Genomic DNA, 15,841 nt, shown 5'->3' on the forward strand with positions numbered 1-15,841 from the left:
TTCAAAATGTATGTTTTTACATAAAGTGTGACTTTTTTAACGATTTTTTAAATTTAACGATTTTTTAAATTTTCTCTGGTTCTTAAAGCATTTTCAAAGTAAAAGTAATATAAAACGTAATCTAATGATAGGTTAACAAAAAATACATTCATTTTTACATATAAAATATATACAAAAATTTGTTTTTGAAAATTGGTAGGTGGAGCAATGACGGTAGAATTTGGATTAGATACTATACTTCATCAAAGGATTATCGATAAATGCATGTCTGTTTACAGAGATGGCCATTTTCACCTTGCTGCATTTGAATCGATGAAACAAGTAGAACTTGCACTTAAGGAGAAATCTGGAACTAACGAAAAATTATTTGGCATACGATTAGTCGATACGCTTTTAGGGTCTGGAAAAAGTATAAAGTTAACAGTTCCTTTAGGAGATGAACTCCAAGAACAAGCAAAATCATTATTTAAAGGTGCGTTTTCTTATTACAGAAATTACACTGCTCATGATGGTAGTAAAATCGATGAAATGATTTGTATTAGGATCATGGTGTTAGCTAGTGAGCTATTAGATCTTATAGCAGCCTCATCTATTAGCTTTGAGGAGATTGGTGGAGCAAAGGGATTGATAGAACGAGGTATTTTTGATAAAGAATCACAAATATCAGATCTACTTTCTTTTCTTTCGTTCCAAGTTTGCCCATATGGATGTTTTGATGGTTTGTTTGAGGACTTATGTGAAAGAGGTTACACTGATCATCAATGTCAATTCGTTTTTGATTTAGGTCTTATTGAGTATAGACAGGAAATAAGGGATCACAGTCTTCCGAGTGAACCTGCAGATTTGGATACTTTTGGGTGGTTCGAATTGACTCCGATAGGGCAGATGATTATTAATAAAAATCAGGATATTTGAAATACTGAGAGTCTTTCGTCTTATGTCCGTTGTCTATGTCGTATGTGTCCTTTTGTTTGTCGTTTGTACTTGTCCCCTGAATTTCATAGAAAATACAAAAAAGACGCCTAAACGACACCAAAAATTAGTCACTTGTGATAAGTTTCTCCCGCTTATCCAAGCGTTCTCTCACATGAGCGTTCAGAGTAAAAGGTTTATCTGCCTTGGCATTTTGCTTCATATAATGCAATATACCTTTAGAAAATCCTAGTTTCTTCCAATCAACATAGAAATATTGAGAATTTTTTGCCTTATGCCATAAGAGTCAATTCTCTCAATTTCATACTCAAGCTTAACAAAATCAATTTATTCCTTTTTACTTGTGAGGTAATGGGCTAACCCCCTTACCTTCAGAAAAAGAACGTAACTCCAGGTACTTTCTTTTCCCTGATAACTTACTTTTTTATTCAGCATATTGGAAAAATCATTAACAATCTCCCTGAATCCTGCAGGCTTTAGCCTCAGATTGTAATTTTCTGTCCTTATGAAGTCTTTACTTTCCATAGCCCCACTTTCAATCAGGCTAATAACTGCCAGATCTACAAGTAACCTGAAAGGTTCCTGAAAGTCATAGGCTAAGCTGTTTTTGCCTGAGGTCATTTCATGCAAGAACCCTACATGAGCTCCAGACCCACAGAATGAACGGCTCTCAGGCATTCGGATTCAAGTAGAGAATGCCATAATTTAGCATTGTGTTCACCATATCCCCAGATCCTGCAGATCTTCTGTACTGGTCTATCCTGGAACAGAAATCATATTCCTTTGGAACAGCCTTCGAAAACTCATTCCAGTGTTTCCAGGCTAAGCCTGCTTCTATCCCATAAGTGATAGGTCACAACACTTTTCGGATAGGCGCTTACTCGCTTTTTTGGAATTGATCACTAACTCAAGGACACGACCAAATTTTGAAGATTCCAGAAAGTAATAAAAAACATCATTAATATTAATTTGTTGTTCGATTTTATAATTTTTTATGTGGTAGTAACTTTTGTTAAGAAATTATTTTTTGTAGAATTAATTTAAAATAACAAAATGGATAATTGTGTAGTGTAAGGTAAGGAAGTTAATAGGTCAAAAGAGTGAGGAATAACTCATAGAAATAATCGGTAAGGTATGTGAATAAGGATTGCCTGGAAGATGTTAATTCCTATGTACCGGGGATACGGGAAATGAACATAACTCTTTCGGGCTTTACTCAGTCTTTTTGATGTGTTTTTTAGATTTTAAAGCATTTTTGTAGTTCTTGGTAAAACCTCAAATAATAAAAAATGAACAAACGAATTAAAATCCATAGTGTTTCAAAAAACTTAAATAGTTAGAAGTGATTTGATGATAAATAAAAATTTGGAAAGAATGAACAAGTAAAGACGGAAAGATAAATTAGAGTCTTTTTATTATTTTCTGGGTTTTAGATTCATTGTAGTTAACAGCTAACGGAATTAATGGTAAATTCTGATAATCCCGGAAGATATTAAACAGTTTCCTAAATTTGCTCAGATTAAAATTGCCACATACAGGGCAAATTTGAAGTGAGGAGTTAATAGATATGTATATGTTAGAAGCTATGGAAGACGAAATACTTAAGCATCTATATGAAATTGGGATGCTTGGTATAAACGAAGGTTGGGAAAAGCAATCAAAGCTAGATAAAAATGCAGTCAATGAATTGTATCGCGCTAAACTTATAGATAAAAGCATTTCAAAGAGATTTGCGTACATACGTCTGTCAGAACGTGGCGTGGGCGCGGTACTATTAGGGCTTCGGAATGCAGACAAAATTTCTGAGTTGTTGTAAATCCCGAGCTATGGCTGCGGTTATGTGTGGTTTCTATGTAGCCATAAGTGTGTATAAAATTTGTTAGTTTGTTATGTATTACTCGTTTACTCGCTTTCCGCATAGTCTAATTTCCGCATAGTCTAATAACGCTATTTTTACTTTTATATGGAGAGCTCATTCCAAAACCAATTTGATTCTCCAATCAGAAATCTTTAGAAGCATTTAGAAGCATTTTTCACGATCAGAAACTCGATTAATTATTTGGAATAAAGGATTTAGAAAAGCAATTTGTTTTGGGATCAGCTCTTTAATAATCCTAACTTTTGAATTACTCTTATTCTTGCATATTTTTTCATATTTTTGTCGTCTGCAGGAAGCTTAATGTGTGTCATCCTGTTGTAGACCCTGGAACGAAAAAGACGAAAGATAGTACCAGATTTTCGTTAATATATCACGCTATTTTTATGTACAGATTAAAAATAATAGCTGAGAGCATTGATTCTGAACTAAAAACCGTTATCCTAAATATATCTCAAAATTAGATTATTGAGATAGGAATCTAATTTTAAGATATTATTTTGAGAAATGATGACTGCGGAAGTGGGCAAAGCCGCATTCATTTTTCAGTCAAAAAGAATCTGGAATTAGGTGCTGAATCTGAAGTTAGGTGCTTTTACTGCCTGAGAACTAAAATCGGTCATTACTTATGAACTCTGGGGGACGAAAAGATAGCGGGGAGATATTACACAGGAGAAATAACGCTATGCAATGGAATTTGTTTTCCTTCTCTCCAGGAATTGTTTGTAAAGAGGCAAGAATGCGTACGGAATAAGGGGTTAAGTCAACACTTTACTTCTCAGGGCTAAAGATCCTGGGATTTTACACTTCATTTGGGACTCATTTTTAAAGATTAAGAAAAAATAGAGATCGGGAAAATAAGGGGGGAGACGAATACTTTATAGAAAGATGTCGGGAACTGGAGATGAGCTTTCAATACTGGGCCTGGGGTGCATGAGACTTCCTGTCAAAGACGGAAAGATTGACGAGGAGAGAGCAAAGAGCCAGGTACGTCATTTAATCGATCACGGAGTAAATTATATTGATACAGCCTGGACATACCATCTGGGAGAAAATGAGCCTTTCCTGGGAAGTGTCTTTGCTAACGGATACCGTGAAAAGGTCAAACTCGCAACAAAACTGCCTTCCTGGATTGTGAAAAATAGAGAGGATATGGACAGGATTCTTAATGCCCAGCTTGAGAGGCTCAGGACTGACCATATAGACTACTATTTGTTACACAATCTGGCGGGGGCTTTATGGGATAAAATGAAAGAGCTTGATGTCCTTGGTTTTCTTGATAAGGCAAAGGCTGACGGGCGAATTATAAATGCCGGTTTTTCCTTCCACGGGTCAATCGAGGATTTTAAGCTTATTGTGGATGCGTATCCCTGGACTTTCTGCCAGATCCAGTATAATTTCCTGGATGAAAAAAATCAGGCAGGAACGGAAGGACTTGAATATGCCGCCTCAAAGGGGTTAGGTGTAATCGTTATGGAGCCTCTACGCGGAGGCAAGCTTTCCAGCCTAGCACCTCCTGAAATAAAAGAAATCTGGGACGAGACAGAGGTAAAACATACACCTGCAGAATGGGCACTCCGCTGGGTATGGAACCATCCTGAGGTTACGGTTGTACTTTCAGGCATGAACGAAGAATCTCATATCGAAGAGAACCTGAAAATAGCAGATGAAGCCTATCCGAACTCCCTGAATGAAGGCGAACTGCAGCTTGTGAGTAGAGTGGAGCAGAAATACCGCACGCTTATGTATACCGGATGTACAGGCTGCAGGTACTGTATGCCCTGCCCTTCGGGAGTGGATATCCCTACCTGTTTTGAAGTATATGACAACCTGTATCTTTCAGGGAACGAAAATGAAGGAAAGATGATGTACGCAGCAAAAGCAGGTGGAATAATAAAAGGAGATGTCCCTGGATATGCTTCGCGGTGCATGCAGTGCAAGGAGTGCCTTGAAAAATGCCCGCAGCATCTGGATATACCTTCTCTGCTTAAAATCATTGCAGAGAAATTCGAGGGGACTGATCTGGAAACATGGAAAGCCGCTGCAAGACAGACGTTCAGGGTAGACTGAAGGCTAAAAAGAATTAAAGGTTAATTGAAGGCTAAAGTTAAGGAAGGGCTAAAGGTTAAGGAAGGGCTAAAGTGGGAGGGTTATAGGGTAAGGGAGGACTAAAGGGTAAGGGAGGGCTAAAGGGTAAGGAAAGACCAAATATCAAAAGTCATTTAAAATGTAGAAACCCTTAAAAATCACGGAAGCAACTTAAAACGGTAAGGTGATGGAAATGCTGTACAGAAAAATGCCAGAAAATAGAGACGAGCTTTCGATACTCGGCTTCGGATGCATGCGCCTTCCTCTCAAAGAAGGAAAAATAGATGAAGAGAGAGCCAGACACCAGGTGCGCTATGCAATAGATCATGGGGTAAACTACGTAGACACAGCATGGCCGTATCACATGGGGGAAAGTGAGCCTTTCGTTGGGAGAGTTCTTGCTGACGGATATCGAGAAAAGGTTAAACTTGCTACAAAATTGCCTTCCTGGATAGTGAGAAACAGGGAAGATATGGACAGGATCCTTAATGCCCAGCTTGAGAGGCTCAGGACAGATCACATAGATTATTATCTTGTGCATGGTCTCGTAGGGACACTATGGGATAAAATGGAAGCCCTCAGTGTGGCCGATTTTCTTGATAAAGCGAAGGCTGACGGGCGAATTATAAATGCAGGTTTTTCCTTCCACGGGTCAATTGAGGATTTTAAGCGCATTGTGGATGCATATCCCTGGACTTTCTGCCAGATCCAGTACAATTTCCTGGATGAAAAAAACCAGGCTGGAACTGAAGGACTGGAATATGCTGTTTCAAAGGGACTGGGTGTCATTATTATGGAGCCTTTGCGCGGAGGTAAGCTGACAAACCCCGTACCTCCTGCAATACAGGATATATGGAACGAAGCTGAGGTAAAACGCACTCCAGCAGAATGGGCTCTTCGCTGGATCTGGAACCATCCTGAAGCTACAGTAGTACTTTCAGGCATGAACGAAGAATCTCATATCGAAGAGAACCTGAAAATAGCCGGTGTGGCTTATCCCGATTCCCTCACAGAAAATGAACTTCAACTCGTAAAAAGAGTAGAGGAGAAGTACCGGAAACTCATGAAAACCGGCTGCACAGGCTGCAGGTACTGTACACCCTGCCCTTCGGGAGTGGATATCCCTACCTGTTTTGAAATATACGATAACTTTTACATCTCAGGAAATGAAAAAGAAGCAAAACTTATGTATGCGGCAAAACCCGGAGGAATAATTAGAGGCGACGTTTCAGGCTATGCTTCGCAATGCGGACAGTGCGGACAGTGTGTTGAAAGATGTCCCCAGCATCTGGATATACCGTCCCTGCTTGCAGCCGTTGAAGGCGAGTTTGAGGGAAAAGACTTCAAGGGATGGAGAGTTGTGGCGAAAAAGGCTTTTGGGAAAGAGTAAAGGTCGGGTGCTGCGACCCTGATCTTTCTAACCTTAAGACCCTGACCTGAATTAATCGAATAGGTTTTTTACAACTGACTATGGAACTAATATAAAGTCAAAGCTACTCAGTTCAGTCTACATCTCTTCCAGATTCAAAAGAGCTTATTTTTGTCCAGCCTGCCTGACTGCCGGGTTATTGTAAGTTTTATCGAGATAGATTCAGTTTTACGTCAACAGCTTCAGATATAATTATATGTTACAGTTTTATCGAATAATAAGTAAAAGAGCCAGAAGTTTATAATATAGATAAAATTTTATCCTCTTGATTTCCTATAAATACATCTAATTTCTTATATGTATATCTGAAAAGTGGAGAAGTTCGCAAAATAAATTTGTATTAAGAAGATTTGGAAAGAATATATGCAGAGGTTTTTGTCTTTTTTTAAAAAGGAGATAAGCCGTACTTTTAAGTACAGGATGCAAAAAACATCCGCTGGACCAAAAAGGGAATTCTAATACTGCCTGAAGGGATGGAATTACAATGAGCTATTCCGATGCGGTCTTCAATAATACTGACAGAATAAAGTCAAAAGAATCAATCAAATCAACGGAATCAATCAAATCAACGGAATTAATCAGGCGTAAACTGGAGATAGAAGAAGTATTACTTGAAATCTCCAACATGTTCACCGCTCCTGCAAATCTTGAAAGGGATATCAATTTTGCACTCGAGAAAATTGGGACTCTCTGTGGGGCTAGCAGGAGCTATATCTTTCTGATCCGTGAAAACGGAAGTGCTATAGACAATACCCATGAGTGGTGTGCTGAAGGGGTGGAGCCTCAGAAAAACAACCTGCAAAACGCTTCTCCCGATACGTGTCCATGGTGGATGAAGAAACTTCGTAAAGATGAAATAGTCCATATAGCCGATATTTCGGCTCTGCCACCAGAAGCAGCAGCAGAAAAAGAGGTGCTTGAAAAACAGGGAATAAAATCCCTTATTGTTTTACCCCTGTATGTAGATGGGAAGCTTGCAGGTTTCATGGGAATGGACAATGTGAGAAAGAGTGGGAACTGGAAAAATGACTATATATCAGTACTCAGAATAGCTGTAAACCTGATAGGTATGGGGATACAGCGCAGGAATGCTGAAAAAGCAATACATGCAGGGGAAGAAATCTACAGATCCATGTTTAAGAATGCTGCCAACCTGATTATTCTGGCGGACAAAAAAGGGATTATTGTTGACTGCAATTCCCGTGTAGAAGAGCTCCTTGGATACGGGCAGGAAGAGCTCATAGAGCAGCCCATAAACAACCTCATATATCCAGATTACTTGAAAAAGTTTCATGAATCCTCAGAAGAGATAGAGAACAGGAGTTTTTCCTTCAATAAAGAATACAGGATGGTCCGAAAAGGTGGGAAGCCTGTAGATGTCAATGTTAATTCCTCGGGCTTAAAGGATGAAAATGGAAACCACGTTCAGACCATATACATTATAGAAGACATTACTGAGCGCAAAAAAGCAGAGAAACTGATCAAGGAAAGTGAAAGCAGATATCGCTCTGTATTTCAGAATAACGGCGCCGTAATAATGCTGATCGACCCGGATACGGGAAATATTCTTGATGTAAATTCAGCTGCCTGTTCTTACTACGGATATATCAGAGAGAAAATGCTGAGCCTGAATATTGCTGACATCAATATACTTCCAAAAGAGCAAATATTACAAGAACTGGAGCAGGCGAGGTCAAGGGATCTCAATCACTTCTATTTCACTCACCGCTTGTCCAGCGGAGAATTACGTGATGTTGAAAATTACAGCTATCCTATTTTGATGAACGGGAAAATATTCCTGTACGTGATAATTTCGGATATAACCGATACTAAGAATATGCAAAATGAGCTTGTTAGAGCAAAAATGGAGGCTGAAGTTGCCAATAAGGCAAAAAGTGAGTTCCTGGCCAGCATGAGCCATGAACTGCGGACACCTCTGAATTCGATCATAGGTTTTTCTGACATGCTGCTTACTCAAAACTTCGGCCCGCTTAACGAAAGACAGCTCAGATATGTAAGTAATATTTCAGTGAGCGGAGGTCATCTCCTGAAGCTGATCAACGATGTACTGGACCTCTCAAAAGTTGAAGCCGGGAAGATGGAACTTAACGTAGAGAAGTTTTCCGTATCCGGTTCGGTCTCTGAAGTTAAGACGTTATTGACACCTCTGGCATCAAAGAAAAGCATACAGATCCTGAGCACGGTTGACCAGGAGCTAACAGCCATAAAGGCTGACAGAATGAAGTTCAAGCAGATATTGTACAATCTGATGGATAATGCTATCAAGTTCACTCCCGAAGGAGGAAATGTTACTGTTGATGCCAGGGTTGGGGAAGATGGAGCAAAAATTACCATTAAAGATACAGGCGTTGGAATATCTGAAGAAGAGGCCAAAAAGGTATTTCAGCCATTTACACAGCTTGAGAACTCTGAATTAGGAAATCAGGAAGGAACAGGGCTTGGACTTTCTCTTGTCAAGAAATTTGTAGAAATGCATGCAGGCAGAATATGGGTTGAAAGCGAGTTTGGGAAAGGAAGTAAATTCATTTTTACAATACCCCTCAACTCTAATAATTAATCAAAGGACAGAAAATCCATCCTATTAAGTTTTTATGACTGTTTTTATTCTGTCCTATTCTGCTGTATCCTTCTTTATCCTGCTCCAGCTCACCCTATTCCGCTCTAGCTCACCCTATTCCGCTCTAGCTGACCCCATTCTACCCTAACTCACCCTATTCCGCTCTATTCTGTCCTATTCTACTTTATTTGTCATTACAGTTTCAGACTTTTTTCCCTATCGAAAACGCTTTTCCAAGGTTACATCCGATACTATAATAACTTCTATTTCCTGTTCCATATATCAGAGGCCTTATTTTCTCTATATCCAGGCTTTTATTTTCATCAAGCACGGATTCTTCTGCCTTGATGTCTATTATCTCTCCTACGAACAGGGTATGGAGCCCTATCTCAAGGCTGTGAAGAAGTTTGCACTCCATGACAACCGGAAATTCTCCTATATAAGGGGCGGGTACAAGCTCACTCCTCACCGGAGTAAGACAGGCTGCCTCAAACTTATCTTCATCCTTTCCGCTCGCAATGCCGAAATAGTCGGTTTCCTTTACATAAGCTTCAGAAGGGATGTTTATAGTAAACGCCTTATTTTCCATGATACCTGCATAGCTGTAAGTCGCTTTTCTTAAGGATACGCTGATACATGGAGGGTTCGAACAGCAGATCCCTGCCCAGGCCACAGTCATTGCATTTGGCTTCCCGTTCATGTCATAGGTGCCGACAACCCATGCAGGGGTCGGAAATGCAAGTGGTTTTGCTCCGATTGATTGCTTCATGGTTAAAACCTTCTTTTCGATAATACTGTAGAATAGTTTATATTATGTCAAGTCATTCTGTTATTTTGGGAGTGAATATTATATGCAGAATATATCAGTTTACGCATCACGATTAGAAAAGCTTTATGATTCTGAAGAAAAGCCGAAAGAGAATCATGATATAATGAAAAAATATATGAGGCAAAATAAACATCAAAAGCAAAAAAATAACAACCCTTGCAAATGACTACCAAATATTAATTATTTTTTCAAAATGGTGCGATAAAAAAATAACTGATCTCACAGAAGATGATATGTATGATTTTCTTGAACATCTTGAAAATCACACATACCTCGTGGTGGAAAAATCTGTCATTATTCAAATTAAACAATTTTAACTTATAAACGAATTATGAATAGATTTTTCAAAAATTCTGATTTTCCTGAATTAGCTAAAGTTTTCAAACAACATTCAGAACCTATTGAAGAAATTAATAGAAAACAACTTCTAACAAAAGACGAGATTGAAAAACTAATAGATACGGCACAACACCCAAGAGATAAAGCAATGATAGCAACTCTATATGAGTCAGGTGCTAGAAAAGGCGAATTATTGGCTTGCAATATTGAACATGTTGTATTTGATTCAATGGGTTGTAAAATGACATTTCCAGAATCATAAACTAAAAAACGTACTGTCAGACTTGTGTATGCTTCCTCATATCTCCATAATTGGATTGAAAACCATCCCATAAAATTAGGAAATGGAATGCCTGATCAAAATTCTCCACTTTGGACTACATCATATGCAATCAAAGGAAAATACAATAGACTTACTGATATGGCTTTACATTTCCAATTGAAAATATTGGCAAAGAAAGCAGGAATCACGAAACGTATATATCCCCATCTTTTCCGGCACACAAGAGCAACTCATCTTGCTGAACACCTTACAGATTCGCAATTAAAGAGATTTTTGGATGGTCGCAATCATCAGCAATGACATCAAGATATATTCATGATCCATATACAGAAAACGCTATCCTAAAAATGAATGGGATAGAAATAGAAGATACATTTGTAGACAGTTTAAGGGTTGGTAAATGTCCGAAATGTAAAGAATTGAATCCTGAAAAAGCACACTATTGTCTTAAATGTGGAATGCCTTTACAAAAAGATCAGGATGGGGATTTAAGTCTGTATTTTTAAATCCGGAAAGGCAAAAAAGCATGTTTTCCTTTCACTATTTTTCTATTTTTCATCCACCTTCCAAGAGGAATGCTATAAACACAATATACGCATCAATTAAAAAGATAAATCTAAAATGATTCAACGAATTATCAAACACTGGAAACTTTTTCGCATCTACTCTACGGTAATCGACCAAATACTCCACATTTCCTATATGACTTGGAATATTTGAGTTAAGAAAAGCGTATGTAAAATAAAGTAAAAAATGATTGAGTAACCTGTGTTAATTTATTAAGTTATTCTATAAATAAATGCATCCTCAATCATTACTCCATTTATAACGTTTTGTGTAAATCGAATTTCATTTAAATCATTCGGCCCTGTCTTTATTAAAACTTTTAATAAATTTACCATATCATCGTCAACTTTAACTGCATTGATACTGCTTAAAGGAGTTAATATAGACGGAGCGACCTTTAGGAGTTCATCTTGAATAAACTCATATGCCTTTTTTTGACCATATTTATTAACATAATCTGAAGCTAAAAATAGACTCCATTCTCCCAATTCAGACACATATAACCAAAAAGCAGATCTAACTTTAAAGTCACTCTGATCCAAAATGTTAATTAGTTTCTTCCCGTCAGAAATATCTCTGTCTACCAATGTTTCTTTAACCATAAAAATACCCCTCCGTTTGTGTTAGAAATAGCATTAAACATTCGTTCTGCTTTCTCTTTACTATGTTTTTCATATCGGCTTTCTTCATTCCATTTAACAACTTCTGTCCAATTAACGTTAAGCTGTGGTGTAATCTTGATCTCTTCATTAAATGCTGGAGTCAATGAAGCGATTCCTAATAAGCCTGATAAGTTATGAACAAAGAGATGTTTTGTAACAGTAGTTTTGTCGGGGAAATCATATTGTCTTACATTCTTCGCAAAACAGGCTTTCAATGCAAGTTCGATTACATAACCAGACAAATAATAGGCGCCATCATATTTTCCATTATCAAGTAATAATTTTACCTCATTGAACCTTATATTCGCTAAATCCTGTAATGTAGCTCTATTAAGTGTCATATTGAATACTACCTATATTTATGTATATAAGATAATCGTATTGTATAATATATTTAATGATACACTCTGAGAATAAAGCAAAATAATAAAAAAGATATAATTATATTTACCAAAAGTCTTATTTTTTCTTCTAAATAAAAGCAGACCTGCACTTATCACTACACGTTTCTTATCTGGGATTCGAAGTCTCGAAAGACTGATTACAGTTTTTACATAACTTCTTAATCAGGCTTCCTCTTCCTTCCATGTATTATTTGAAGGCTATAAGGATTTAGAATGCTTGAGATTTTAAAGTCTGTGCCCTCCTACAAACATGCCCTTTGTGAGTGCGTTTAAAGACAAAAACAGAGGATCGAGAAGAAAATGCAAATTATTATTAATTTTCAATGAATGTTTTTCCTTAAATAGAATAAATCCTGACTCAGTATTTAGAAACTACTAAATATAGAAAATACATTTTACTTTATCTATATGAGTCTGAACTTAGAACTTTTGAAGCGTGTGGACATATCAAACACAAGTTACTTTCAAGGCGATTTCAAGTTTTTTAGAGCAGATAATAAGTTTGACTATGAAACATTCATATTCTTGGCATTACCTTTCAATCGAACAGATTTCAAAGAAGGTAATTTTACTTTAAACCGGAGTTTATAAGATCTCATAAAAATCGTGGTACAGCTATGGATATTATGTAGGTCTAACAAGAAATTAATTAAGTTCCAAACTCGTTTCGTTCAATTTTGGCGTCACCACATATTGAACTAGCTCACCGATTGATACTTATATGATTTTCACCATATTATACTAAAGAAACCATAATAGGGCGTCTTGTTACAGAGATCCTGTGTTAGACCCCATATAGTGGGAAATTAACTATTTTTGTGCCACACCAATTTATTTAATTGGTTCTATATTTGTCGGTTTTATATTAAAATGCTTGGAATTGTTACCCAACATAATTAATTTTTTGTTAGACCCTAAGTAGATCATGTCGCTTGATGTGGCTTTATACTATAAAGTATAAACTCCGGTTAAATTATAAAGGAAATAAAATAGAAGTTAATATATCTAAAATTACTGATAAAGACCAAGATCCTATTTTTAGCTCTATAAATAAAGTTCCATCAGCAGTAATCTTCGGACCTGAAAAAACGGGTTTACCCCCTGAGATGTATACAGATAATAAAGGTGAGTACCCTTACTATTGTGCCATTATACATTTTCCTTTTTGTCTAGCATACTGGTTTGATCCAAGTACCCTTAGTGGCACTAAAAATATTGATTTTGATAGAGCACAAATTACAGGTGGGTATAAGCATGAAGATAAAATTGAGGCTCTTTCTGTACTCAATAAGTTATTTTCAAGCGAGGGTTCTCATTTTAAATCACTTGTATATGAGGATGTAACGCTATTCATTGAAATGTATTTTTCGAAAACATATTCTCGACCCATATTCCAAAAAATAAATATTTTTACATCAAGTAATGCTTATAAAAATTCAATTGAACACTTCTTCGGCTCAACTGGGGAAGAGCATATCTGTGAATTAATCAAAAAAAGAGATATTCCCAATATAAAAACTGGAAACGACTTATCTGATTATGTATTGTATGTTATAAAAGATTTGATTATACATGAAGTAGAGGATCGAAATTGGACTGATTCATTTTGGAATAGTAAACGTAAAGCGGAAACAGGTGATCATGAATCTATTCCTATACCAGCCGAGCCTAAAAATGAAACTGAAATACAGTCTACTCTACATGTTCTTTTCCGTTTATTGCTAAATAGTCTGGGGATTCAAGTCGATAGAGAAACAGACGTTGGAAAAGGAAAAATTGACTTTAAATTTACGTATGCAACAAACAGTGAGAGTATAGTAAATACACTTCTTGAACTCAAGTTGGCTCATCATCAGAGAATAAAACATGGATTAACTAAACAGCTACCGGCTTACTTGAAAGCTGAGAAGTCTACATGTGGAATTTTTGCTGTCATGTGGTTTAAAGATGAGAAGGGAAAATTCTTTAAAGAACCTGCTAGTAGAACAAAAGATCAAATGCTCGAATTTATTGAAACAACATCTAAGGATGTTTCTGAAAGAGAAGGGCTTAGTATAAAAACTGTCCTTATCGATGCCTCGATAAAACAAACTGCCTCTAATTTGTAGTGAAGATTTATTTCTCTAATACACCTTATTATACAAACTCGTTATATTCTCTACAATCTGGGCATCTTACAATTATTTTTTTAACTTGCCCTTCAAAAACATTCTGTGCGAGTTTTCTATCACAATTTCCACAGATATAATCAGTATCTCCACCTTCTCCTACGATTGGTACGAAAACTCTATCTGTGTTACTAGGATCTATCACTGTTCTGTTCTTTGTTTCAGACTTATCTATAATTTTCAGTTTTATTATTTTCATAAACATCACCCATTTTGTTATAAAAAACGTTATTAAATTATGCGCTTTTCTATTTATATATAACCGTGTGTATATTACTTAGAATTTTGCACTATTTCGTCTTATATTAACCTGAATTATGAACAAGAATATAGCAACCTTGTAAAAAGGAATGTTGCTGTTTTTATGTCAGAATGCAACACATCAAAAGGCATCTTTTGTTTCATTATATCAACTTCTACTTTAACTGATATATAGATTTTAATTAAAAATCTATGAATAAAAAATCTAATAAAATTAATTTAAAAAATTGAAATTTAGTTAATACTTAAACTTATTATAGTGTGATTATATCCCTGTTTTCATCTATCAATCTCATATATTTTTTGTCATGTGTTACTTCATGATCACAAAATGGACACGGTTCAGTGTTATTGTAAAAAGTACCAGACTTAAACGTTACCGCATCGACTTGAAGAAGTCGAGACTTAAACCATTTTGTATAGATTGGACAGTATATTTCTAGCATGTGAACTACTCCAATATATAATTGCTAATCAATGTAAATTGGAATGATTAATTTAATATATAAGTTATTTGATTTTGAGATAAGTACTCTTACTATAAAGATCGTATATTTTTATTTAAATAGATCTTTTTATGCTTTGTCCTACTCCTAATATAAAGAACATAATTAAAAATTGATTATATTTTCTTTTCATAGATTAGTTTTACGATAAAACCTATTAAATTGATATATTTATACGGGAATACTTTTTTTCGTAAAACTTATAAATTACCGTCTGTAAGGAATAACTGGAAAATTGAATAGAAATCTCTTATAGTGATTAATTTACTGGACTTGTGTAGGAGGATAGTATATCTGTGGAGTTATATGATAGGGTTATTCACGAGTTCCCCCTTGAAAATCTTAAACACCATGAAAGCTTTTTATTATTAGGTAAAATGGAAGATTATGTTAATGGGGCAATTATCCAATTTAATAGAATCCAATCTACAATGATGGAAATCTCAGAAAATATAGAAGAAGAAGTGGAGCAATGTACAAAGATATTAGAAGATATATGGAAAATTGAAGACTCCAACCTACGTTCTCAAAAATTAAAGGAATTCAATGAAGAAAGAGAAAACAAATCTGAACTACGTAAAGTAAACACTAGCACGTTGTTTTTGGATATACATTTTTATCTTATATGTTGCGATAAAGTACAAAATCTCATTGAAAAATTAGCCTATAAAGAAAACAATGAAAACTTATCTATTTTATGTGCTAGTTTGCTTCCACAATTCAAGCCTTATAATGATATGCGTAACAATTTAGAACATATAGAAGATAGAACTAAACCAAAATACGCCAGAGATTTTGGTAATTTGAACAACGATAACTTTACATTTGGCGGGAAAGAACTTGATATAAGTCGAGGTTCTCTTAGTTTTATTTGTAATTCTTACGAACAAGTATTGGAATGTATCTTATGATTCAAAC

General features: G+C 36.0%; 16 protein-coding genes. 11 read left to right on the forward strand and 5 right to left on the reverse strand.

The window, feature by feature from the left end; genetic code table 11:
• Positions 1-207: 207 nt before the first annotated feature.
• The gene (locus ACZ5A8_RS11945; protein ID WP_464529263.1) at positions 208-915 is read left to right on the forward strand and encodes a TIGR02391 family protein; all 708 of its coding nucleotides are present in this window, start codon (positions 208-210) and stop codon (positions 913-915) included.
• Positions 916-1,260: 345 nt separating this feature from the next.
• On the opposite strand, the gene ACZ5A8_RS11950 is transcribed toward ACZ5A8_RS11945, so the two are convergent.
• Complete coding sequence (locus ACZ5A8_RS11950) at positions 1,261-1,611, reverse strand: CRISPR-associated endonuclease Cas1 (RefSeq protein ID WP_464529265.1); 351 nt, start codon at positions 1,609-1,611, stop codon at positions 1,261-1,263.
• A gap of 895 nt (positions 1,612-2,506) precedes the next feature.
• Here ACZ5A8_RS11950 and ACZ5A8_RS11955 point away from each other — a divergent pair.
• The 4 genes from ACZ5A8_RS11955 (at position 2,507) to ACZ5A8_RS11970 (ending at position 8,904) form a co-directional block, all read left to right on the forward strand.
• Positions 2,507-2,749 carry a hypothetical protein gene (locus tag ACZ5A8_RS11955; RefSeq protein ID WP_464529267.1) on the forward strand — a complete coding sequence of 81 codons (243 nt, stop codon included), beginning with the start codon at positions 2,507-2,509 and terminating at the stop codon, positions 2,747-2,749.
• Between the two features lie 933 nt (positions 2,750-3,682).
• Positions 3,683-4,879, forward strand: a complete 1,197-nt coding sequence (locus tag ACZ5A8_RS11960) for an aldo/keto reductase (RefSeq protein WP_464534114.1) — start codon at positions 3,683-3,685, stop codon at positions 4,877-4,879.
• 211 nt (positions 4,880-5,090) lie between these two features.
• A complete protein-coding gene (locus tag ACZ5A8_RS11965; protein WP_464529268.1) occupies positions 5,091-6,287 on the forward strand; it encodes an aldo/keto reductase in 1,197 nt (398 codons plus the stop codon).
• A 523-nt stretch (positions 6,288-6,810) separates the two neighbouring features.
• Positions 6,811-8,904 carry a sensor histidine kinase gene (locus tag ACZ5A8_RS11970; protein WP_464529270.1) on the forward strand — a complete coding sequence of 698 codons (2,094 nt, stop codon included), beginning with the start codon at positions 6,811-6,813 and terminating at the stop codon, positions 8,902-8,904.
• Positions 8,905-9,106: 202 nt separating this feature from the next.
• On the opposite strand, the gene ACZ5A8_RS11975 is transcribed toward ACZ5A8_RS11970, so the two are convergent.
• Positions 9,107-9,673: a flavin reductase family protein gene (locus ACZ5A8_RS11975; protein ID WP_322221169.1), complete on the reverse strand. Its 567-nt coding sequence runs from the start codon at positions 9,671-9,673 to the stop codon at positions 9,107-9,109.
• Between the two features lie 191 nt (positions 9,674-9,864).
• Between ACZ5A8_RS11975 and ACZ5A8_RS11980 the strand changes: the two genes are divergently transcribed.
• From ACZ5A8_RS11980 to ACZ5A8_RS11995, 4 genes are read left to right on the forward strand one after another with little or no spacing between them, the layout of a single operon-like run.
• Positions 9,865-10,050 carry a hypothetical protein gene (locus ACZ5A8_RS11980; protein WP_464534116.1) on the forward strand — a complete coding sequence of 62 codons (186 nt, stop codon included), beginning with the start codon at positions 9,865-9,867 and terminating at the stop codon, positions 10,048-10,050.
• Positions 10,051-10,064: 14 nt separating this feature from the next.
• Positions 10,065-10,334 carry a hypothetical protein gene (locus tag ACZ5A8_RS11985; RefSeq protein ID WP_464529272.1) on the forward strand — a complete coding sequence of 90 codons (270 nt, stop codon included), beginning with the start codon at positions 10,065-10,067 and terminating at the stop codon, positions 10,332-10,334.
• A gap of 24 nt (positions 10,335-10,358) precedes the next feature.
• Positions 10,359-10,655 carry a tyrosine-type recombinase/integrase gene (locus tag ACZ5A8_RS11990; protein ID WP_464529274.1) on the forward strand — a complete coding sequence of 99 codons (297 nt, stop codon included), beginning with the start codon at positions 10,359-10,361 and terminating at the stop codon, positions 10,653-10,655.
• Positions 10,652-10,861 (forward strand): hypothetical protein, encoded by a 210-nt coding sequence (locus ACZ5A8_RS11995; RefSeq protein WP_464529276.1) that lies wholly within the window; start codon positions 10,652-10,654, stop codon positions 10,859-10,861. The genes ACZ5A8_RS11990 and ACZ5A8_RS11995 overlap by 4 nt, the downstream gene beginning before the upstream one ends.
• 273 nt (positions 10,862-11,134) lie before the next feature.
• Here the strand turns inward: ACZ5A8_RS11995 and ACZ5A8_RS12000 are convergent, their stop codons facing one another.
• Complete coding sequence (locus tag ACZ5A8_RS12000) at positions 11,135-11,524, reverse strand: hypothetical protein (protein WP_464529278.1); 390 nt, start codon at positions 11,522-11,524, stop codon at positions 11,135-11,137.
• Positions 11,503-11,925: a HEPN domain-containing protein gene (locus ACZ5A8_RS12005; RefSeq protein WP_464529280.1), complete on the reverse strand. Its 423-nt coding sequence runs from the start codon at positions 11,923-11,925 to the stop codon at positions 11,503-11,505. Before ACZ5A8_RS12005 ends, ACZ5A8_RS12000 begins: the two co-directional genes overlap by 22 nt.
• Positions 11,926-12,923: 998 nt before the next feature.
• Between ACZ5A8_RS12005 and ACZ5A8_RS12010 the strand changes: the two genes are divergently transcribed.
• Positions 12,924-14,096: a hypothetical protein gene (locus ACZ5A8_RS12010; RefSeq protein ID WP_464529282.1), complete on the forward strand. Its 1,173-nt coding sequence runs from the start codon at positions 12,924-12,926 to the stop codon at positions 14,094-14,096.
• Positions 14,097-14,124: 28 nt separating this feature from the next.
• On the opposite strand, the gene ACZ5A8_RS12015 is transcribed toward ACZ5A8_RS12010, so the two are convergent.
• Positions 14,125-14,355 carry a hypothetical protein gene (locus ACZ5A8_RS12015; protein ID WP_464529283.1) on the reverse strand — a complete coding sequence of 77 codons (231 nt, stop codon included), beginning with the start codon at positions 14,353-14,355 and terminating at the stop codon, positions 14,125-14,127.
• Positions 14,356-15,219: 864 nt separating this feature from the next.
• Between ACZ5A8_RS12015 and ACZ5A8_RS12020 the strand changes: the two genes are divergently transcribed.
• The gene (locus ACZ5A8_RS12020) at positions 15,220-15,834 is read left to right on the forward strand and encodes a hypothetical protein (protein WP_464529285.1); all 615 of its coding nucleotides are present in this window, start codon (positions 15,220-15,222) and stop codon (positions 15,832-15,834) included.
• Positions 15,835-15,841 lie beyond the last annotated feature (7 nt).

Source organism: Methanosarcina subterranea (assembly GCF_055385895.1).